The sequence below is a fragment of the Subtercola vilae genome (assembly GCF_004923255.1).
GTDB classification, from domain to species: Bacteria; Actinomycetota; Actinomycetes; order Actinomycetales; family Microbacteriaceae; genus Subtercola; species Subtercola vilae.
Genome location: NZ_QYRT01000034.1, coordinates 13802 through 34569 on the forward strand (window position 1 = coordinate 13802; position 20768 = coordinate 34569).

21 protein-coding genes are annotated in these 20768 nt (G+C 67.4%); 11 read left to right on the plus strand and 10 right to left on the minus strand.

Annotated features, from left to right (window positions below; genetic code table 11):
• Positions 1-23: 23 nt before the first annotated feature.
• Together D4765_RS14565 and D4765_RS14570 are read right to left on the minus strand one after the other, a co-directional pair.
• Positions 24-461 (minus strand): RidA family protein, encoded by a 438-nt coding sequence (locus D4765_RS14565; RefSeq protein ID WP_136643031.1) that lies wholly within the window; start codon positions 459-461, stop codon positions 24-26.
• Positions 458-1720 (minus strand): pyridoxal phosphate-dependent aminotransferase, encoded by a 1263-nt coding sequence (locus D4765_RS14570; protein WP_201799327.1) that lies wholly within the window; start codon positions 1718-1720, stop codon positions 458-460. Before D4765_RS14570 ends, D4765_RS14565 begins: the two co-directional genes overlap by 4 nt.
• Before the next feature lie 131 nt (positions 1721-1851).
• Here D4765_RS14570 and D4765_RS14575 point away from each other — a divergent pair, with 131 nt between their 5' ends.
• From D4765_RS14575 to D4765_RS14585, 3 genes are read left to right on the plus strand one after another with little or no spacing between them, the layout of a single operon-like run.
• Positions 1852-2784, plus strand: a complete 933-nt coding sequence (locus D4765_RS14575; protein WP_136643032.1) for a Ppx/GppA family phosphatase — start codon at positions 1852-1854, stop codon at positions 2782-2784.
• Between the two features lie 28 nt (positions 2785-2812).
• Positions 2813-3988, plus strand: a complete 1176-nt coding sequence (locus D4765_RS14580; protein WP_136643033.1) for a hypothetical protein — start codon at positions 2813-2815, stop codon at positions 3986-3988.
• 59 nt (positions 3989-4047) lie between these two features.
• Complete coding sequence (locus D4765_RS14585) at positions 4048-5589, plus strand: M18 family aminopeptidase (protein WP_136643034.1); 1542 nt, start codon at positions 4048-4050, stop codon at positions 5587-5589.
• Between the two features lie 140 nt (positions 5590-5729).
• Here D4765_RS14585 and D4765_RS14590 read toward each other — a convergent pair whose 3' ends face one another.
• On the minus strand, positions 5730-6767 hold the full coding sequence (locus D4765_RS14590; RefSeq protein WP_136643035.1) for a hypothetical protein: 1038 nt from the start codon (positions 6765-6767) through the stop codon (positions 5730-5732).
• A complete protein-coding gene (locus tag D4765_RS14595) occupies positions 6764-7357 on the minus strand; it encodes an RNA polymerase sigma factor (RefSeq protein WP_136643036.1) in 594 nt (197 codons plus the stop codon). Before D4765_RS14595 ends, D4765_RS14590 begins: the two co-directional genes overlap by 4 nt.
• Before the next feature lie 73 nt (positions 7358-7430).
• On the opposite strand from D4765_RS14595, the gene D4765_RS14600 reads away from it, so the two are divergent.
• The 3 genes from D4765_RS14600 to D4765_RS14610 all read left to right on the plus strand — a co-directional run bounded on the left by D4765_RS14600 (position 7431) and on the right by D4765_RS14610 (position 10656).
• A complete protein-coding gene (locus D4765_RS14600; RefSeq protein WP_201799328.1) occupies positions 7431-8570 on the plus strand; it encodes a lactonase family protein in 1140 nt (379 codons plus the stop codon).
• A 100-nt stretch (positions 8571-8670) separates the two neighbouring features.
• On the plus strand, positions 8671-9438 hold the full coding sequence (locus D4765_RS14605) for a G5 domain-containing protein (RefSeq protein WP_237280456.1): 768 nt from the start codon (positions 8671-8673) through the stop codon (positions 9436-9438).
• Between the two features lie 186 nt (positions 9439-9624).
• Entirely contained in the window at positions 9625-10656 is a 1032-nt protein-coding gene (locus D4765_RS14610; RefSeq protein WP_136643037.1) for an aldo/keto reductase, read from the plus strand.
• Between the two features lie 42 nt (positions 10657-10698).
• On the opposite strand, the gene D4765_RS14615 is transcribed toward D4765_RS14610, so the two are convergent.
• A complete protein-coding gene (locus tag D4765_RS14615) occupies positions 10699-11040 on the minus strand; it encodes an L-rhamnose mutarotase (protein WP_136643038.1) in 342 nt (113 codons plus the stop codon).
• Between the two features lie 132 nt (positions 11041-11172).
• On the opposite strand from D4765_RS14615, the gene D4765_RS14620 reads away from it, so the two are divergent.
• The gene (locus D4765_RS14620; protein WP_136643039.1) at positions 11173-12432 is read left to right on the plus strand and encodes an NAD(P)/FAD-dependent oxidoreductase; all 1260 of its coding nucleotides are present in this window, start codon (positions 11173-11175) and stop codon (positions 12430-12432) included.
• 93 nt (positions 12433-12525) lie between these two features.
• Here D4765_RS14620 and D4765_RS14625 read toward each other — a convergent pair whose 3' ends face one another.
• Both D4765_RS14625 and D4765_RS14630 read right to left on the minus strand, forming a co-directional pair.
• A complete protein-coding gene (locus D4765_RS14625) occupies positions 12526-13272 on the minus strand; it encodes a class I SAM-dependent methyltransferase (RefSeq protein ID WP_237280457.1) in 747 nt (248 codons plus the stop codon).
• Complete coding sequence (locus D4765_RS14630; RefSeq protein WP_136643040.1) at positions 13269-14399, minus strand: NAD(P)/FAD-dependent oxidoreductase; 1131 nt, start codon at positions 14397-14399, stop codon at positions 13269-13271. Before D4765_RS14630 ends, D4765_RS14625 begins: the two co-directional genes overlap by 4 nt.
• A gap of 129 nt (positions 14400-14528) precedes the next feature.
• Here D4765_RS14630 and D4765_RS14635 point away from each other — a divergent pair, with 129 nt between their 5' ends.
• The 3 genes from D4765_RS14635 to D4765_RS14645 all read left to right on the plus strand — a co-directional run bounded on the left by D4765_RS14635 (position 14529) and on the right by D4765_RS14645 (position 17928).
• A complete protein-coding gene (locus D4765_RS14635; protein ID WP_201799329.1) occupies positions 14529-15179 on the plus strand; it encodes a helix-turn-helix domain-containing protein in 651 nt (216 codons plus the stop codon).
• Positions 15179-16162, plus strand: a complete 984-nt coding sequence (gene add, locus D4765_RS14640; RefSeq protein WP_136643041.1) for an adenosine deaminase — start codon at positions 15179-15181, stop codon at positions 16160-16162. Before D4765_RS14635 ends, add begins: the two co-directional genes overlap by 1 nt.
• Before the next feature lie 440 nt (positions 16163-16602).
• On the plus strand, positions 16603-17928 hold the full coding sequence (locus D4765_RS14645; protein WP_136643042.1) for an alpha/beta hydrolase: 1326 nt from the start codon (positions 16603-16605) through the stop codon (positions 17926-17928).
• Between the two features lie 190 nt (positions 17929-18118).
• On the opposite strand, the gene D4765_RS14650 is transcribed toward D4765_RS14645, so the two are convergent.
• A complete protein-coding gene (locus D4765_RS14650; protein ID WP_161580454.1) occupies positions 18119-19024 on the minus strand; it encodes an oxygenase MpaB family protein in 906 nt (301 codons plus the stop codon).
• A gap of 196 nt (positions 19025-19220) precedes the next feature.
• Between D4765_RS14650 and D4765_RS14655 the strand changes: the two genes are divergently transcribed.
• On the plus strand, positions 19221-19952 hold the full coding sequence (locus tag D4765_RS14655) for a polyprenol monophosphomannose synthase (RefSeq protein ID WP_136643044.1): 732 nt from the start codon (positions 19221-19223) through the stop codon (positions 19950-19952).
• 118 nt (positions 19953-20070) lie between these two features.
• On the opposite strand, the gene D4765_RS14660 is transcribed toward D4765_RS14655, so the two are convergent.
• Together D4765_RS14660 and D4765_RS14665 are read right to left on the minus strand one after the other, a co-directional pair.
• Complete coding sequence (locus tag D4765_RS14660; protein ID WP_136643045.1) at positions 20071-20502, minus strand: hypothetical protein; 432 nt, start codon at positions 20500-20502, stop codon at positions 20071-20073.
• A 72-nt stretch (positions 20503-20574) separates the two neighbouring features.
• A complete protein-coding gene (locus D4765_RS14665; protein ID WP_136643046.1) occupies positions 20575-20748 on the minus strand; it encodes a CsbD family protein in 174 nt (57 codons plus the stop codon).
• Positions 20749-20768 lie beyond the last annotated feature (20 nt).

A 20768-nucleotide genomic window follows, 5' to 3' on the forward strand; every position in this document is an offset into this window, starting at 1 on the left:
GCTTCTGCCGGAACGGCGTCGCTCTAGCGGGCAGCGCTCGGCTCGACCACACGCCGCGCAATCAGCTGCACCTCGACAGGGGCGCCGCCGGGCAGTGAGGCGACCCCCACGGTGGCCCGAACGGGCAGCTCGGTGCCGGGCATCCGGTCGCCCACGACGGCGCTCGCGGCATCGGCGATGTGGCTGTGCCGCGTGAACTCGGGCGTGCTCGCCACATAGACCGTCAGCGAGAGCACCTCGGCGATCGTCTCGCCCGGGCTCAGGATGCTCGCCGCCGCGTCGAGCGCCCGAACCGTTGCCAGCGCGGTGAGCTGGCGCCCCTCGTCGTCGCCGATGCCTGCACCGAGAAGTCCGGTCGTCACCAGGGCTCCGTCGCGGCGCGGGGTCATGCCGGCGGTGAAGACCAGCTCCCCCAGCGCGCGGGCGACGGAGTACGACCCCGCCGCCTGGGGCGCGCTCACGACGTGATTCCGGCGCGGGCCGCGAACGCCCCGAGGCAGGTGACCATGAGGTCGAGAGCGGCCTCCCACTCGGCTTCGTCGCGGGCGTAGCAGATACGAAAGTGGCCGGTGCCGCGGGCCCCGAACTGGTAGCCGGGCGACACGATCACCTGCGCCTCGCGCTGCAGGGCCGCTGCGATCTCGACATCGGTCGCGCCGAACGCCGTCACGTCGACGAAGAGATACGCCGTTGCCTTCTGGGGCGTCAGAACGAGGCCCGCAACGGTGCTGAGCTTCTCGATCGTCAGGTTCTTCAGGTTCTCGAGCTCGATGATGCGTTCGGCGAGAAACGCGTGGTCGTCGACGAGCCAGCGGGCCAGCAGGTGCTGCGAGTACGCGGGAGCTCGCAGCGACGTCATGGCGAGGCACTGCTCCACCGTGTCGATGACAGCGTCGGGCGCCACGATGACCCCGATGCGAAACCCGCTCATCGACTCGGTCTTCGACGGCCCGAGCAGCGTGATCGAGCGTTCGGCCATGCCCGGCTGCACGCGCAGGTGGTGAAAGGGAGTGTCTTCGTAGACGAGCCGGCTGTAGAGCTCGTCGACCATGACCAGAAAGTCGCCTTCGACCGCGAGCTCGGCCACGCGGGCGATCATCGCTTCGGAGTACACCGCACCGGTGGGGTTGTTGGGGTGGGAGAAGAGCAGCAGCTTCGGTTTCTGCAGAATGAGTTCTTCGAGCACGTCGAGGTCGAGGCTCGGCTCGGCTGAGGCGAAGACCAGCGGCACCCGCTCGACGCGCGCGCCGAGGAACGCGAGGATGCGTTCGCAGAACAGGTAGTCGGGGTCGGCGAGCAGCACGAGGTCGCCCTCGTTCACCAGGGCGGCGAGCGTGGTGAATAGTGCCCCCTGGGTGCCGGGTGTCAGGGCGAGGTTGCTCGAGGCCACAGGCGATCCCAGAAATGCGCTGATGGGTGCCGACAGTGCCTCGAGCACCGTCGGGTCACCGCGGTACGGAGAATACGCCCAGGCTCCGTTGTCGATGGCGGCTGCCATGTCGGCCGCGACCCACGGTGGCGGCGGAAAGCGGACAGTGTCGAAGTGGGTGGTGTCGAGCAACCCGTTGCCGCCGCCGTCGAGCCGCAGAGACAGGTCGGCCGCCCGCACCGAGACCCCGGGGGCCGCCTCGCGCTGGGGGAGGTGGGTTCGAAGCACACGCTCGCTCGGCGAGCCGGGCATCTTGTCAACCGAATCCGTCAGGGGGGCGGTTGTGGTCATAGGGGCTCCTAGCTCTGTGACTCGTTGGCGAAGGGCATCGTGCGCTAACGAAGACTGTCGTTTGTCGACAGTACACCGAAATGAGGGGTCGCCTCAAATTCAGAGGGCACCCGGCACGATAGGTTCGACACATGCGACTTGGCGTTCTCGATATCGGCTCGAACACGGTTCACCTGCTTCTCGTCGACGCGCACCCCGGTGCCCGCCCCATTCCGTTCGGGTCGTTCAAACGGGCGCTGCAGCTGGTGGCGTACCTCGATCAGAAGGGTGCGATCACCGAGGCCGGGCAGCGTGAGTTGATCGACTTCATCACCGAGGCGGCCCAGTTCGCGCGCACGAACAACGCCGAAGACCTGCTCGCCTTCGCCACTTCGGCCATCCGTGAGTCGGCCAACGGGTCGGCTGTGCTCGCCCGGGTGCTTGCCGAGACCGGAATCCGGCTCGAAGAGTTGAGCGGCGACGACGAAGCCGCTTCGACCTTTCTCGCCGTGCGGCGCTGGTACGGCTGGGGCGCGGGCACCATCCTCAACCTCGACATCGGCGGTGGATCGTTCGAGCTCGCCATGGGTGCCGACGAGCATCCGGAGCTGGCAGCATCGGTGCCGCTCGGTGCCGGGCGCCTCACATGGGATCACCTCGAGGCAGACCCGCCCACGGCGAAGAGTGTGAAGGCGCTGCGAAAGTACATCAGGGCCACACTCGAAGACTCGATCACCGCGTTCTCGGCGCGCGAGAGCGCGAATGTGGTGGCCGGTACGTCGAAATCGTTCCGGTCGCTGGCGCGCATCACGGGTGCTGCACCGCGGGCGGCCGGGCTGTACGTGAAACGCGAACTGCGGCTGCACGACCTCACGCTCTGGTCGAGCCGGCTCGCCGCGATGTCGGCCGCCGACCGTGCCGAGCTGCCGGGGGTTTCGGATGTTCGTGCCAAGCAGCTGCTCGCCGCTGCGCTCGTGGCAGAGGAGGCGATGAGCGCACTGAAAATCGACGCCGTGCAGATCTGCCCGTGGGCGCTGCGTGAAGGCCTGATTCTGCGCCGCTTCGACCACCTGCGCGCGGCGTGAGGGCCGGGCGGCATGGCATGATGAACCGGTGACACCCGCGCCCCCTCCCCGTCAGCGTCGACGCCGTCGCTGGCCGTTCATCGTCGTCGGCGCGGTGCTGGTCGTGGTGCTCGCAGTGGTCGTCACGGGCGCCGTGGTGCTGAAGCGGGCCCCCTCTGTCTCCTCGCTGTCGGAGGCGCACGCGGGCGCGTGGAGCAGCGTCACGCTCGGCAGCCCGGCCCGGAACGGCGACGGCTCGGCGTACAACATCTTCGTGAAACCGGGCACGGGCAAAGGCCTCATGGTGTTCTTCGGCGACGGCGGGCTGAACTTCACCGCAGAGACGGCCGTTCAGCCGGTGAGCCTCGCGACCACCATCTTCGGCGGCGACAACTTCTACAGCGACCACCTGCCGTTCTACGAGGTCAACACGTTCGGCGGGCTGCTGAGCGCGAGCGACCAGAACCCGTTCGCCGGGTACACCACGGTCGTGATCCCCACCACGACGGGCGACCTCGGCGTGGGCGACACGACCACGTCGACCGTCTCAAAGGGCGGCCAGGCGGCCACCTCGGTGTTCAACGGCTACGCGAACACGCGTGCCGCCCTCGACTGGGTGTACGCGAATGTTCCGTCTCCCGACACCGTGATGGTGGCCGGAACGGGCACCGGCGGGCTGAGCTCGGCCATCTGGCTGGGAGACGTTGGGGCGCACTACCGCACCCAGCCGCTCACCGAATACTCCGACAGCAGTTTCATCGAGGCGTCATCGTTTCCGATCGTCATCGACGGGGTGTGGCAGGCGAACTTCGAGCACCGGTTCGGGTTCTCGCCCACCCGGTCGCCGTTGACCGCGGCCACCGTCTACAACACCGGCCTGTTCGGCAGTCGGCTCACCACCCTCCTCTCACAGACCCTGCTCGACCGCTCATCTGCGGCATTCTCGGCCGAACTCGACGACGGCTACTACTCGCCCCAGGCGGGGGCCGACTGGAACTTTCAGCTCAAATCGGCTCTGCGCACCCTCACTGCCAGCGACGTGGGGGCGACGGTGTTCGTGACGAACTACGGAGCCGACGCGCACGGCGAGACGCCGGGCCTGCTCGCGACGGGCGACCTTTTCGGTTCGGCCACGCAAGACGGTGTGACGCTCGAGCAGTTCGTGACGCGGGCGGTGCAGGGCGGTCATCCGGTGTCTGCGGGGTTGGCGCTGCTCGAGCAGTGAGGCCTGTGCGGTGCGGCGCTGGTGGCCTGCGCGTCAGTGGGGAGTGGTTGACTGGGGGCATGGATGCCGCACCCGACTACATCGCCGACTTCGCCGACTACATCACCGCCTCACCGTCGTCGTACCACGCCGTCGCCGAGGCGGCTCGGCAGCTCGAAGCGGCCGGGTTCGTGCGGCTCGACGAGCAGGCAGACTGGGGTACCGCGGGCGCCCCGGGGCGGGGTCGGCGCGTTGCGGCTGCGGCTGGTGCGTCAGAGGAGCCGCCGCGAACGTTCTTCGTGGTGCGCGACGGCGCCATCATCGCGTGGGCGCTGCCCGAGGGCGCCGGGCCGACGACGCCGTTCCGTATCCTCGGGGCGCACACCGACTCGCCCGGTTTCAAGCTGAAGCCCAAGCCGACCATCGGGTCGAACGGCTGGCTGCAGGCGGGCGTGGAGATCTACGGCGGCCCGCTGCTGAACTCCTGGCTCGACCGCGAACTCGAGCTGGCGGGGCGCATCGTGACCCGTGACGGCCGCGAACACCTCGTGCGAACGGGGCCGTTCATGCGCATACCGCAGCTGGCCATCCACCTCGACCGCGAGGCCAACAGCGGCCTCACGCTCGACCGGCAGCGGCACACCAGCCCGGTCTTCGGTGTCGGCGACGTGTCGCAGGCCGACCTGCTCGACCACCTCGCGGGGCTGGTGGAGGCGGCTGTGCCCGCCAAGGGGAAGGGGCGGAAGCCTGGTGCTGGTGCTGGTGCTGGTGCTGGTGCTGGTGCTGGCGGTGCTGGTGGCGCGTTCACGGCCGCGGGTGCGGGCGGAGGGCTAGCCGGTGCTGCTGTGACTGGCGCCGACATTGCGGGGTATGACATTCTCACCGCCGATACCGCGGCGCCGGCCCGGTTCGGGCTCGGCGGCCAGCTGTTTGCGGCTGGGCGCATGGACAACCTCTCGTCGGTCTACGCGGGGCTGCGGGCGCTGATCGCGGTGGCGGGTGCGCGCGGTGGTACTGCTGCGCGCACCGCGGCAAGCGCGGGACCGGCGGGCGGCGCTGGGGCGGCGGGCGGCGCGGGGGCGGCCAGGCACATCACCGTGCTGGCGGCGTTCGACCATGAGGAGCTCGGCTCTGAGTCGCGGTCGGGGGCGAGCGGGCCGCTGCTCGACGACATCCTCACCCGTATCTCGGGCGGGCTCGGAGCCACCAGCGGGCAACGGCTTCAGGCTTACGCCGGTTCGTGGTGTGTGTCGGCCGATGCCGGGCATTCCGTGCATCCGAACTACCCGGAGAAGCACGACCCCGCCAACCGTCCCATCGCGGGCGGCGGGCCGCTGCTGAAGATCAACGGCAATCAGCGCTACGCCACCGACGCGCACGGCGCGGCCCTCTGGGCGACGGCGTGCGCCGACGCGGGCGTCGCGTACCAGGAGTTCGTCTCGAACAACTCGGTTCCCTGCGGATCGACCATCGGGCCGCTCACCGCGACCCGGCTCGGAATTCGCACCGTCGACGTGGGCATCGCCCTGCTGTCGATGCACTCGGCCCGCGAGCTCTGCCACGTCGACGACCCGGCCGCGCTCTCCGCGGCCATCGCCGCGTTCTTCGCGCCCTCCGCGTAGCCCACAGCCCGTAGCCCGTAGCCCGTAGCCACGGTCTTCGCCGACTTTCCCCAGATCGTCGGGCGGCTCCCTCCGCGCCGACGATCTGGGGAAAGTCGATTGTCTCGGTGCGCGTCAGTCCGGCTGACTCGCATCGCTCCTCAGCAGTTGCCGACCGTCAGCGGGAGCGACCCGTCGGGGTGAGCGGCAGTCGGTGTGACCCGATAGTTGCCTGACCAGATCAGGCGCCACTGAGCGGGTTCGATTGACGCCGACGTTGGGATGGTGGTGTCGGGTGACGTGTTGCGCGCGAACAGAGTGATACGACCCGAGTCGTCGGCATAGCCCATGTCGAGAAAGTAGTAGAGTCCCAGGCTATTGGTCTGCTGCCCGCTGACCATCACGTACTCGTTCGGCAGCAGTCCGGTGATTGTGACGGCGAGGCCCGATCCATCACCGATCAGCTGATCGGGCTCGACGCAGGCGGCTGGCTTCACCTGCACGTCGTCGATTGGAAGAAAGGACAGCGACAATTGATCACTCACGGCTATGGGAACGATGATTCCCGATGTCGAGTTGTCGTTCCGAGGTGAACTCCCTTCGTCGACTCGGATGTAGCTGCCCAGAAGATAGCCACTCTCCCCACTGTCGGTGAAGTTTCGGGGAAAGACGTCGGGAGTCCACGTCACGGTCGCATTTCCAGCGTCATCTGTGGTGAAGACGACGGCAGTACTGAACTGCGAAAAGTATCCACCGGGAATCTTTGATTCGCCACGATATCTCGAGTCGATCGAGAGTGAATACGCCGAATCTGCGCTGAGCCCGGTCAGTTTGGTCGTCACACCGGCGCCCCAGCTCGGTGCAGTGAAGCGGGTTGTCGGCGTCGAGATGTGGGGCTTCGTGTCAACGGGAGCGGTTGTCGTCGGGGCTGCGGTCGGCTGCGGTGTGTGCGGCGTGGGCGGGGGCGTGACGGTCGCGGCCGGTGCAGCTGTCACCGGCGCAGGCTGGCCGAAGAGCGCAGCGCCGTTGAGAGCGACCGCAGCGGTACCCGTTGCTGTCAGCCCGGCAACGACGATGACCGCTACCGTGAGAATGATGTGCCGGTTTCGTCGGCGCCTCGGTGTTGCATTCACGGTCTCGATGAGCAGTTGCCGAATCTCAGATCTGCGCTGGGGGTCGAATCGATCATCTTTACTCATTTCACACCTCCCGATGTGGTCGTGTTCTCGTCGAATGCTTCGGCCGTAAGCCGGGCCAGCCTCTGTTTTGCGCGGGACAGCCGGGATTTGACGGTTCCCAGGGGTACACCCAGAGCGGCTGCTGCATCCGCGAGTGAAAGTTCTTCGATCACGCAGAGCGTCATGACGTTCTGGTCATTTCGAGTGAGCTGAGAGAAAATCGACCGCACCGTCGCATCGCGGCCCACTCTGTCGAGCCGTTCGTCGAGTTCGGCGAAGGGCCCCTCTTCGGCTACAGAATGCGAGAGGTGATCGATGGCCGCTCGGTAACGGTGCCGACTGCGTCTGAGATTGTGCGACACGTTGTTGGTCGTCACGAGCAACCACCCGATGATGCTTCCGTTGACGATGCGAACAGCGGCGCGTCTGCGCCAAGCCTCGAGAAAGACGACGGCCGTCACTTCTTCTGCATCGTGCGCATTGCGGATGAGTCGAAGAGCCTGCCCGAACACGCGGCCGTGATGAGCGTCGAAGAATTGCGCGAAGGCTTCGGCGTCACCGTCTCGAGCCAGCTCCCACGCTGCTGGTTCGTCAAATATTTCTGTCCCCATACCTCATAGTGTGCACAGCCCGGCGAAAGGTTCCATTTGTGCCCAAGAATGTTCCTGCTGGTTAGATTGGGGAATGACGACAGCAGACGCCGCATCCGTATCCACCGCGCTGTGGGTGGGCAGTTACACCGCCGATGCGGGGCGCGACGGGGTGGGGGTCGGCGCGCTGACGGTGTCGGCCGACGGGCAAGTCGCGTGGGCGGGAGTGGGAGCAGCGGCATCGTCGCCCTCGTTCGTGGCCGTGCATCCGGAGCTGCCTGTCGTGTACGCCGTAGCCGAAGCCGCCGAGACGGTGGCCGCGTACCGGCAGCCGAACGCCGCGTCACCGACGCTCGAACCGTTCGGCGAGCCGTGGCCGGCGGGGGCAGCGGTGTGTCATGTGGCGGTGGCTCCGGATGCCCGGTACCTCACGGTCACGTGCTGGGGCGACGGCCGCGTGCTGTTGTACGAGCTCGGAGCTGACGGGTCGATCGGGTCGCGGTTCGAGGGTGCTCCAGCGGTGGATCCGCACGCCGCCACCGCCCGCGCCGCCGCTGTCGCGCTCGCCGAGGCGGGGTTGCCCCAAACGCTGCCGCCGCGCGTGAGCCGCGCGCATGCGTCGCTGATGCTGCCCGACGGACGCATCATGACCACAGACCTCGGGTTCGACCTGCTGCGCGTCTGGAACTATGTGCCCGTGACCACGCCCGAAACCGGTGTCGCACGCGGGTTGGTGCTCGACCACGAAGTGGAGCTTCCATTCGGAAGCGGCCCGCGCCATATGGCCTTGCATCCGAACGGGTCGGTGCTGGTGGTGACCGAGTACTCGATCGAGGTGGTCGTGGTGCGTGTGGGCGCGGCGCCAACGTCGGGCGGCGGGTACGGCATCGCCAGCGTCGGCCCGGCCACGAACGGGGGCGCACGGGCGGGCGACTCCGCGGCCGAAATCGCGCTGTCGGGCGATGCGCGGTTCGCGTACGTGGGGGTGCGCGGATCGAACCTCGTCAGCACGCTGCGAATCGACGAGGCGGGAGCCGTGCATCCGGTAGCCGACACCGACAGCGGCGGTGACTGGCCCCGCCACCATGCCGTTCTGGGCCGGCTGCTGCTGGTGGCCCACGAGCGATCGAGTGACGTGACCGCGTTCGAGCTCGACCCCGAGACGGGAGTGCCGTCGGGGCCGATCGGGTCGCTCGCAGTCGCCGCGCCGACCGCGTTGGTTCGCGCGCGCTGAGCGCGGTTCGGGTACCCCCAAAGCGGGGCACATCGGCTCGAATCTCTGTTCAGCGCGCGGACGCGTGCCTACAGTTGAGGCATCGCAACGGGGGTTGAAAGTGCAGAAGCAGAATTCGACGGCCAGACGTATGCCGGTGGGGGCTCGCCTGTTCATCGGCGCACTGATCGCTGGGGGCGCCGTGCTGCTGCTCACCACAACTGCGGTCGTCGTCGCGGTGTCGGTCGGAGTGTCGCAGGCCTCCCATCCGTCGCTCACCTCAGCCGATGCGTCGGTGACGACGCCGGCTGGTGGGCCATCCGATGCGTCGGCTCCGGATGCCCGGGCGGGCGCCCCGGCATCACCGAGTGCGGCTGCGCTGCAGACCCCCACCCCGGCTCCGACGCACACCCCGGTTGTCACGCACTCGACGGTCACGGTGAAGACGACGATTCCGTTCGCCAAGACAACGGTCGACGACCCGTCGCGTGATGCCGGGTCGAGCGCGATCACGCGAGCGGGGCAGAACGGGGAGTCAGCGGCCACGTACGACGTGACGATGACCGACGGCGTCGAGACGTCACGCGCGCAGGTCGGCAGCGCGGTGACAACGCCCCCGATCGACGAGACGACCTCGAAGGGAACCAGGCAGCCGACGCCCGCTGCTGCGCCGGAGCCTGCGCCCGCTGCGCCCGCTGCGCTGGCGCCTGCTGCCGACACGTCGGGCTGCGACCCGAACTACGACCACGCCTGTGTGCCGATCGCCAGCGATGTCGACTGCGCCGGAGGCAGCGGCAATGGGCCGGCGTACGTCAAGGGTCCCGTGCACGTCATCGGCACCGACATCTACAAACTCGACGGCAACGGAGACGGCTGGGGCTGCGAGTAGGCTGCCTCTGCCTCTGCCTCTGCCGTCGCCGCCCTCGCCCCTCGCCGCGGCCCACCTGAATCGACTTGAGGGCGAGGGCGGGAGCCCGCGCAAGTGCTGCGGCGGCCGAACCCCCGGGTGTAGCGTCGAAGGTGCTCCCGAAGACCGGTGAACGCGATCTTCGCCTCAACCGAAAGGCACGATTTCATGCAGTACCGCACCCTCGGCGCGTCAGGCGCCGCCGTCTCCGAGCTCGCCCTCGGAACCATGACCTTCGGCGCCGAAGCCGACGAGCAGACCTCCCACGCCATCCTTGACGCCTACGTTGCAGCCGGCGGCACCTTCGTCGACACGGCCGACGTGTACAGCGCGGGCGTCTCAGAGGAGATCATCGGGCGGTGGCTCGCCGCGCATCCGACCGAGGCCGCGCAAGTGGTTCTGGCCACGAAGGGCCGCTTTCCGATGGGCGACGGCCCGAACGACCTCGGTCTCTCCCGCCGGCACCTGCGCACCGCGCTCGACGCGTCTTTGAGCAGGCTCGGCGTCGACCACATCGACCTCTACCAGATGCACGCCTGGGATGCCTTCACGCCCATCGAGGAGACCCTGCGGTTTCTCGACGACGCGGTCACGGCCGGCAAGATCGGCTACTACGGTTTCTCGAACTACCTCGGCTGGCAGCTGACGAAAGCGGCGCACGTCGCGCGGGCGCAGGGCTTCGCGGCCCCCGTCACCCTGCAGCCGCAGTACAGCCTGCTCGTGCGCGACATCGAGCACGAGATCGTTCCGGCGGCGCTCGACGCAGGCATCGGGCTGCTCCCGTGGTCGCCCCTCGGCGGCGGCTGGCTGAGCGGCAAGTATGTGCGCGACCAGGCCCCTGCCGGCAGCACGCGCCTCGGCGACAACCCCGAGCGCGGGTTCGAGGCCTGGCAGAAGCGCAATTCGAACTCTGTCACCTGGCAGGTTCTGGATGCTGTCACCGACATCGCGCGCATCCACTCGGCGTCGGCGTCGCAGGTGTCGCTCGCGTGGTTGGCGTCGCGCCCGGCCGTGACCTCGATCATCCTGGGTGCCCGCACCCTCGAACAGCTGAACGACAACCTCGGTGCAACCGATCTCGACCTCACTCCCGACGAACTGCTTCGGCTCACCGTCGCCAGCGAACCGCAGCTCGACGACTACCCGTACGGGCCGGGTGGGCAGCAGCAGCGCGCGCGCAAGCTCGAAGGCGGTCGCTGAGCGAACCGGTGTGCGCGAGCGGTCGTGCAGGGTGCCGGCCAGCTACTCGCCGAGCGCCGCCAGCTGGTCGCCCAGGTTGAAGACCTCCTCGAGCGGGGTGGCCGCCTGGTCGGCGCGCCCGTCGAGGCCGTCGAACAGGTCGCCCATGTGGGCCTCCCACTCGGCGGCCGCGGCCGACGCCTCGAGGTAGGCGTCGCTCGCCTCGACCGAGTCGGTCTCGTAGTACCCGATCAGCAGCCCATCGGGTCGGAGGAACAGCGAGTAGTTGCGCCGGCCCGACGCCTCGATCTCGCGGAGCATCGCCGGCCACACGGCCGCGTGCCGGCGACGGTACTCATCGAGGTGTTCGGGAGAGACAGAGAGCTGGAAGCAGACGCGGGTCATGCCTCCATTGTGCTGCGTCGGCGCGCGCCGCTTGTATTCACATCCGAGGGAGCGCGCAACCGCTTTCGGGTATCTGTCGCCCCGGGTAACCTCGAGTGCGGGGCATCGCCTCCGGAACGGAGGGCGACGAGCATGCCCGCACCACAGAGCGCCCACCACAACGTCGTCGTCATCGGCGGCGGCAACGCCGGCCTCTCGGTGGCCGGTCGGCTGCGCCGGTACGGCGTCTCGGATGTCACGGTGATCGAGCCTCGCGAGAACCACCTTTACCAACCCATGTTCTCGCACATCGCCGGTGGAACCGCCGCGCCCGGCATGGCGGTGCGGCGACAGGCGTCGGTCATTCCGCGGGGCGTCGGGTGGATCAGAGACAGGGTCGAGACGATCGCCCCCGATACGAATACGGTGATGCTCGAGTCGGGCGCGAGGGTGACGAATGGGCAGCTGGTGGTGTGCCCGGGCATCCAGAAGAATTGGAATGCCGTGCCCGGCCTGGCAGACGCCATGGCAACGCCGCAAGGTGTGTCGAACTACGAACTCGAGTACGCGCCAAAAGCGTGGCAGGTGCTGAGCAGCACCCGAAGCGGAACAGTCGTCTTCACCCAGCCGGCCGGCCCCGCGACGTGCGCGGGTGCGGCGCAGAAACCCATGTACCTGGCGTGCGACTACTGGCGCGAGCAGGGGGTGCTCGCCGACATCCGCGTGGTGCTCGTGGTCTCGTCGCCCACGCTTTTCGGCATGCCGATGATCGACCGCGAGCTCGAACGTAAGGTCGCCGAGTACGGCATCGAGGTGCAGTACAGCAGCGAACTGGTCGAAGTGGATGCCCAGGCCAAGACCCTCGTCATCGCCGGTGTGGGCGCGTACTCAGGCTCCGGCGGCGTCTCGCGGCGGTCGCTCTCGTACGACGTGTTGCACGCCGTGCCTCCGCAGTCGGCACCAGACTGGATCGCCTCGACGGGGCTGGCCGCCGAGGCGGGCAACGACGGCAACGACGGCAACGACGGTGACGCAACGGGTTTCGTCGATGTCGACCCGCTGACCCTGCGGCACCCGCGCTACCCGAATGTCTGGTCGCTGGGCGATGCGGCGGCCACCACCAACTCGAAGTCGGGCGGCGCACTCCGCCAGCAGACGCTCGTGCTGGCCAAGAATCTCGCGGCGGCGCTCGCGGGCAAGCCCCTGCCCGAGCGTTACAACGGCTACTCGGTGTGCCCGTTCACGGTCTCGCGCTCGAGCGTGGTCTTTGCCGAGTTCGACGACCGCTACCAGCCCAAGCCCACGATTCCCTTCTGGAGGGGCCTCGCGAAGGAGCGCCGCCTCACCTGGGTCGCCGACCGCTACGTCTTGCCGTGGGTCTACTGGAACCTCATTCTGAAGGGTCGCGCTTAGCGCTCCCCTCCCCTCCCTTCCCCCCTGCCCTGCCCACTCCACTCTTCCTATCGAGTTGCCCCACTTCGTCGCCCGCCGGCGGGGGCGGCTCGGTCAGAGGCGGCGCAGGCTGAGCACGCTGTCGACGAGGGTGGCGGGCTCCCCGGGCCGGCCGGAGCCGGGGCGTTCGACGGGGGCCTTGGTGACGATCATCCAGTCGCCGGGCGGCAGCGCAAGTGACTGCAGCACCTCGTCGGGCGACGGCAGCGCGAGGGTGTCGTGTTCGTGGCCCGAGGGAAAGGCGGCGTGACCGACGATGAGCAGCAGGCCGCCGGTGGCGACCGCGGCCGCCGCGCGCCGAAGTACGGCCTCGCGCGGAAACTCGATGGGCGAATGCAGAAAGTGCGAGGTGACCAGGTCGAACGTCTCAGCGGGCTGCCAGGTCGCGAGGTCTGAGTGCACCCACCGGATGCGTTCGGAGACCCCCGCAGCGTCGGCATCGGCCGCGCCCCGGGCCAGTGCGGTGGGTGCCACGTCGACGGCCGTCACCGACCAGCCGCGCTGTGCGAGCCAAATGGCGTCGCCGCCCTCGCCGCTGCCGAGGTCGAGCGCCGAACCTGGTTCGAGGGCCGCGGCTTCCCGGGCCAGGGCGGCGTTGACGCGGCCGCTCCAGGCCTTTCCGCGCTCGCGGTAGAGCTCCTCCCAGACGGCTTCTGCGTCGTTGCCGTGCGCCTCGTTCGGCACGAACGGGCGCGGTGCGGGGTGCTGGCCGTCGTGATCGTGCGGCCCAGGTCTGGGCGGCCCGGCGTTCCCGGCAGGCGGATCGTGCTCGACATGGCCGCGCGGCTCGTGGGCGCTCACGCTGCCACCTGCCAGGCGGCGAGGGCGCGGGCGACATCTTCTTGCACGAGTTCGGCGTTGATCGTGGCGGCCGCCACGACTCCAGACGCGGCCGCGATCGGCACAAGAGCGAAAGGGCTCGCCGAGTTGCCGATGGCCCACACCCCGTCGACGGTGGTCTTGAAGGTGGCGTCGACCGTTGTCCACGGCCCGGCCATGGTGTCGCTCTGCTGGGCACCGAGCTGGGTCAGCAGGGCGTCGAGGGCGATCATCCGACCGTCGACGAACATCACGTCGCGGGCGACGATGGTGCCGTCATCGAGGGCGACCCCGGTGAGGCGGCCATCGGTGCTGACGATGCGGGCTATCGGACGGTCGTCGACGGCGATGCCGCGCGCGGCGAGAGCACGCAGGTCGTCGGTGGGAACGGGCCCGGCGAGGGCAGTGAAAACGGTCACATCGTCAGAATAGGCCCGCAGCAGATGCGCCTTGTGCAGCGCCGGCACCGACCCCGCGAGCACGCCGATGGCACGGCCGCGCGCCTCGAATCCGTCGCAATACGGGCAGGCGACCACCCCGCGCCCCCAGTGTTCGGCGAGCCCCTCGATGGGCGGCAGCTCGTCGCGAATGCCCGTCGCCACAATGATGCGGCCGGCCCGGATGCTCGCGCCCGACTCTGTCGTGAGCTCGAACCGTGCCGGGGCTATGCCGGTCAGCGCGGCTGCGCCTGCGCGTGTTGCCGTGCCCAGATTTGCGGCGGTGGCTCCGCCCGTGACGTTGGTTGTGGTTGGAGTTGGGGTGGCGCGCGCGTCTGCGTCAGCGCTCTCGGCGGGCGTGAGCCGCCGCACCGACACGACGTGTGCCGTCTCGATGACACCATCGGCCGCGCGAACCTCGCGGCGGCCGTCTTCGACGAGCTGCAGCGGCGAGTATCCGTCGCGACTGATCATGCCGTGCAGGTGCGGCGCGAACCGGTTGCGGGGTTCGCCTCCGTCGAGCACCAGCACGCGGCGCCGGGCCCGCGCCAGGATGAGGGCGGCACTGAGCCCGGCGGCACCGCCCCCGACGATCACCACCTCCCATGGCTGGGAGTGGTCGATCTCGCGGGATTCGGTCGTTGCGGCATCTTCATAGCTGTTCTCGATCATGGGTCAAGCGTCGCTGCAAATCGCACTGATTGGCAAGCCGCTGTGCCGAAGTGGCAACTTTTACCAACCGGCTGCGGCTATGCTGGCAGCATTGGTGATTCGCGTTCAGGCACGAGAGAGAAGGTCGCTGTGGTCGATTCCTCGCTCGCTGACCTCGGGCCGCGGCTGAAGAGCTGGCGGCAGAAACGCGGGCTCACGCTCGACGAGCTCTCGGTGGCCACAGACATCTCGGCGAGCACCCTGTCACGGCTCGAGTCGGGCAAACGTGCGCCGAATCTCGAACTGGTGGTGCCCATCGCCCGGGCCCTGAGACTCGAGCTCGACGATCTTGTGCCACGGGCGGCGCCTGATCCGCGCATCCACGGTGCTGAGCGGCGCGCGAACGGAATGGTCTACGTGCCGCTCTCGCCCGAATCGGCACCGGTTCAGACGGTGAAGGTCACGATGCCGGCGCTGGAGGCGGGCGGGCATCCACTGGTCGCAGACCCCCGGACGCACGACGGCTACGAGTGGTTGTACGTGCTCGACGGTGAGTTGCGCCTGGTGCTCGGCGAGCACGACCTCGTGATGGGCGCCGGGGAGGCCGCCGAATTCGACACCCGAACCCCGCACTGGATGTCGGCGGCCGGCCCTACCGACGTCAACGTGCTGATGATCTTCAGCAAGCAGGGCCAGCGCATCCACCTTCGTGCCCGCCCCGGGCCGCGCTCGGCCGCCGCTGTCGCGAACCCACCCGCGGGCCCACCCGCACACCCACCCGCAACCGAAGGCGCCCGCTGATGCTCGTGAACCTGCACACCCACCTCGAGGGCAACGTTCGCCCCGCGACCGCCGGTGCACTCACCGAGAAGCTCGGCCTTTCGCAGCCGGCCGGCGGCTGGGTGGATGCCCTGCAGCTCGACGCCCCATCGAACCTCACCATCTACCTCGAGAAGGTCGCTTCGACCTACCCGCTCTTCTCCGACCGCGAATCGCTCACCCGCATCACGCGCGAGGCCGTCGAAGACGCCGCGGCCGACGGCCAGAGCTACCTCGAACTGCGCTTCGGCCCGGCCACGCACACCACCGAGAACTTCGGTCTCGACGAGGTCATCGCCGCGGTGTGTGAGGGTGCCCGGCAGGGCTCCGATGCCTCCGGGATGCCCGCCGGCGTCGTTGTGGCAGCCCTGAGGTTGCACGATTCCGAGCTCAACGAGGCCGTCGCGCGCTCGGCTGCCCGTTTCGCCGGTGCCGGAGTCGTGGGGTTCGATCTCGCCGGCGACGAGCTGCGATTCGCTGCCCTCGAGCCGTTCGTCGGGGCCTTCGGCATCGCCCGCGCGGCCGGCCTCGGGGTGACCTGCCACGCGGCAGAGGCGGGCCCGGCATCGGCGGCGCTCGAGGCGGTCACCCTGCTCGGCGCCACCCGCATCGGGCACGGAGCCCACCTCATCGACGACCCCGAAGCGCTCAAACGCATCGCGGGTGACGGCATCGTCGTGGAGGTGTGCCCCACATCGAACTGGTACACCGGGGCGATCGGCGCCATCGCCGGGCATCCGGCACCCGCGTTTCGGGCGGCCGGGGTGGCGTTGGTGCTCGGCGACGACAACCCACGCCAGACCGGGTCGACCCTCAGCCATGAGCACCGCGTTCTGAGCGACCAGCTCGGCTTCGACGCCGCGGCCCTCGCCGACCTGGCCGAGACGAGTGTGCGGGCCGGCTTCATGGCCGACTCCGTGCGCCGCGAGCTGCGCGCGCAACTCGCGGCCACTCTGGCTCGCTGACCGCGGCCAAGGACCACGGGGTCTGAGCAGTAGTAGTAACGGAACGAAGACGTCTGCTCAGGGTCTTGGCGGTTCGAAGTTCGACAAGAGTGAGCTGCGGCGCAAGCGGAGCCACGTTTCCGCCTCGGTCCATCCCACGAGGTCGTGTTGATCGTGGACCCCTTCCGCAGCAGGTCCCCGATGGGCAGGTTCTCGTCGCACTGGTCAGGAGTTTCGCGTGAGGGTAGCCTCCGTTCAGGAGCAGTCGGATACGGCGAAGACTCGTCCTCGAGATGGGCTTGGCTTAGAACCAGCGCCGATCCCGTCTCAGTCCAAATCACCGTCAAAGGCCGAAACCGTGTCGTCGATGTGAGCTACCACCGTCGGGCTGGTTGTCAGTAAGCGTGGGTTTGGAATCGGTACGGTAGACGCGTACCTTTTCGTTTCAGCTCGGAGGTTCGGTGACCGACACCATTCTCAACCTCAACATCATTGACGGCGCGTCGATTCATGCGGTAGTCGCTCTGAGCATCGCCCTCGTGATCTTCCTGCTGGCACGTCGACCGACACGAAAATGGGTATTGGTCGCTCTGACAGGGATTCTCAGCGGCGCCCTGATCGCGCTGATCACCGTGTTGCTCACCATAAACGTGTGGGACATTTTCAACGTCGGCTTGTCCACGACCTCGGTCCTGGTGATCGTTTTCACGTTCGCGGCGATCGGTTTGGCGCTGGTGAGCGTGTGGCGAGCACGGTGGTGGAGGCGAACGATCGCTGGCATAGCAATTGTCGTGTTCGCCGTGACGGGTGTCCTCGGCGTGAACGCCAGCATCGGGCTCCTGACGACCCTCGGCGCACTCATCGATATCAGCACCGCCCAACCCCTCGCCCTCCCCGCGACAAGCCCAATGCTGCCCACGCCAACAACCCCAGCCGCATCTGGCCCGATTCCGGTGTCCGCGCCGCTGTATGAGACCTGGTCGCCTCCGGCGGACATGCCTGCCGCAGGGAGTTTGGGCTCTCTCAGCATTCCGAATGCAAATTCTGGTTTCGTCGCTCGGCCAGCGCTGGCGTACCTGCCACCTGCCGCACTGGTACCGAATGCCCCAAGGCTGCCTGTCGTAATCCAGCTGATGGGATCCCCTGGCAGCCCCGACTTGACCGCGACCGCAGCGATTCTGAACGGTATGGCCGCCAAAAATGGCGGCCTCGCGCCGATCGTGATCAACCCGGACCAGCTCGGCGACCCGAGCAAAGACCCGCTCTGCCTGGACGTGACAAGCGACAAAGCCGAGACATACATCATGAAAGATGTTGTGCCATACGTTCGGTCGCACTTCAACGTCCTCGACGACCCGAAAGACTGGAGCTTCGTCGGATTCTCTAATGGCGGAGAATGCGCCACCTACTTCGCCGCGAAGTACCCAGAAACCTTCGGCAACGTCGTCGACATCTCTGGAGACCAATATCCCGCATACGGCGATGACGGGGCAGTCCGGAAATACTTCGGCGGCAATAAGGCAACGTACGAGTCAACCTGGCCAGTGAACATTATGGCGAAAAAGGCCTACCCAGACACCTTCGCCGTGTTCACGGCTGGCAGTGACGACAGCGAGATCAAAACCGGCGTCCAAACCGTTTTCAACGCGGCTGTCAAAGCCAGCTGGAAATCCAGCTACACAGAGATTCCCAACGCCGGCCATGACGGCCCGGCGCTACAACTCGGACTGCAGACCGGATACGGCGCCCTCTACCCACGCCTCGGTCTAAGCCCCCCCACCGGCTGACCACAGTCTGCGCGGATCGCTGGGCAGGGGAGGGGGCCCATCGCACGGTGAAAGCGAGCTTGAGGCCGCTGCTCCACAACAGGCACCCGTGCGAACCTCAACCACCAGCGCAGAAGTCGGCCCAGACCGGGCACCGAATTCACAAGCCGCCCAGACTTCTTCGTCGCGTGCAGTCGAGCAGCCGGGCCAATCAGTGGCCGCCGGGCACGCGAGAGTGCCGCGGAGAACCGAAGGCTTCGGTGTCGACCTGTTCGCGCAGCTTCGAGATCGTCGGTCCTACCGGCGCCTTCGAGGCGGCCGCCTTCAGCAGCAACGACGCTCCCACGCGTGCGGCTACCCGCCGCCAAACCGGGAACGAGATACCGAAGAGCTCGCGGTGAGACGTGACCATCATTCCGAGGGCTTCGTCTTTGATGATTCGGCCCAACAGATAATCAGGCAGTTTCTGCTTCGCCGCGCCCGCGACTGTGCGGGAGGTCATCGCGTCGCGGAACCAGAGTGCTTCGGGAATAGTGGCGAGCCTCGGCAGCGCCGAGTCGATGTAGGCCTGCAGCTCGGCGTAGGTCTTTGGCAGGTCGTCGCGGTTCATGCCGATCAGCTCACCCGCGGTGCGCTGCTCGTCGACATACTGGTCGCGGTTGGCGTCGGTCATCAGGTCGGGTACGTACCGGCTGAAGACGGTGATCGCCGAATAGGTCAGCGAGTTTTGAACCCAGATGAGCAGATCGGGTTCTTCGGCGTTGTACTCTCGCCCGGTATCTGGGTCAATCGCTTTCACGTGTTGGTGGATGCGCCGAAGCGTCGCGGCCGCCCGGTTCGCTGCCGCCACATCGCCATAAGTGATCGTCATGGTGTACAGCCAGGTCTGATACCCCCGCGACTCGGGATGGGTGCGGAACGATGACGCCTGGTCGATCATCCGCATCACGCGAGGGTGCAGCATCTGGGTGGTCGCAGCGAGAATGCCTACAAACGCCATGCTCGGCTGCGCATGCAACTTCCACGTGATGCTGTCGGGCCCGAACAGCCCATCGTCCGCCGTGTACCTCCCCGCAACGATCCTGGAGGGTCGGGCAGAGATCTTGACATCGGGCATGGGTTGGGCCTCCACGAATCTGGGGATATTCGCCCAGATTAGCGTCTGCACCCATCTCCCGCGCCATCCCCCTCGTGACGCCCCCAGCGGTTCACTCAGCGCGGCCAATTCTGAGAGCTGAGGACGCTCCACTAGGCTCGCTGCGGAGTCCGATCCGGTCGGGTTTCGACGTCTCAGAGGTAAATAGGGGTTATGTATGGCGAACGTGCAGCAGCGAGTGGTCGTGGTCGTGCCAACGTTCAACGAACGCGAAAACCTCCCCAACCTCATCAGCCGCCTGAAGGCACTAGACGTCGCGGGTCTTGAGGTACTCGTCGTCGATGACAACTCACCGGATGGCACGGGCCAACTCGCCGACGAGTACGCAGCGGAGCCTGACCGATTCGTATCGGTCCTGCATCGCACCACCAAAGACGGACTGGGACGCGCCTACGTTGCCGGCATCACACGGGCGCTCGAGGCGGGCGCCGACATAGTGATCCAAATGGACGCCGATCTCTCGCACCCCCCGGAGGTCATCCCGGCGATGATTGCCCAGCTACAAGGATCAGATGCCGCCTTGGTGATTGGATCACGTTACGTGCCAGGGGGATCCGTCGACGCGGCATGGGCATGGTCTCGCAAGACGCTCTCCGCAGGCGCGAACTGGTACGTGAACGCCGTACTCCGTCTCGGGATCAAAGATGCCACAGCCGGGTACAAAGTCTGGGACTCAGCAACCCTTCGCAAAATAGACGTGTCTTCGATTCGCAGCAACGGCTACTCCTTCCAAGTCGAGATGAACTACCGCACAATCCGACACGGACTCTCCGTGGCGGAATACCCGATCCGGTTCGAAGAACGAAGCAACGGCACATCGAAAATGAATTTCGCCGTGCAATTCGAATCCATTCTCATGCCATGGAAACTTCGCCTACGCCGCAACTGAAAGCCAACTCACCCAAGAAAGCCGAGCCCGTAGAGGACGTTTCCGTTCCATCCCTCCTCAGACCCCGCCACCGAGCGGCAGCCAGCAGCGGCAGGGTCCGGCGACCGCGGGCCAGGAGCTACCCGGGCGGCCGCTTGAAAAGGTCGGGGTCGATGGGCCTGCGGCTGGGGCGGGCGGTTGGCGCGCCTCCGCCTGAGCGGGCGGCGTTGCTGTCGGCCTCGGCCGCACGCCGCCGGGCGTTCCTGTCGAACGCCCGCAACGCCAAGGCAACGACAATGCAGAGCAACCCCACGGCGAACGTCTCGGGGGCGAACGTGCCAAGAATCTGGCGAAGAACGAAGTTGGCCGGCACATCGCATCCACCGTTCGGGCTACAGGTGACCCGCTGGCTGACCTCGTACTGGGCGGCCGCCGAGGTGAAGACCCCCGCGATCGACACCGCGATGAGCACCGGGGCCATCACCCAGAGCACGAGCTCGAATGGGTTGGGCCGAAACGGCCGCGCAACGACGACAACGCCCGCCGCGCCGCCCAGCTGATCGTCTGACACGGCCCCAGCCTCGCACACTGCGAAGCCGACCGACAGATCATCGTGGGAGGCGCGACGGGCGTCGCGATCGATCTAGCTCTTGAAGACGTCTTTCACGTTCTCGCCGGCCTTCTTCGCGCTGGCAGCAGCCTGGTCGGCCTTGCCCTCGGCGACCTTCGAGTCGTCATTGGTGACGTTGCCGAGAGCCTCTTTTGCCTTGCCTTTGAGATCTTGCGCGGCGTTCTCAATCTTGTCTGAAGCGCTCATGATGAGTTCTTCCTTTCTTT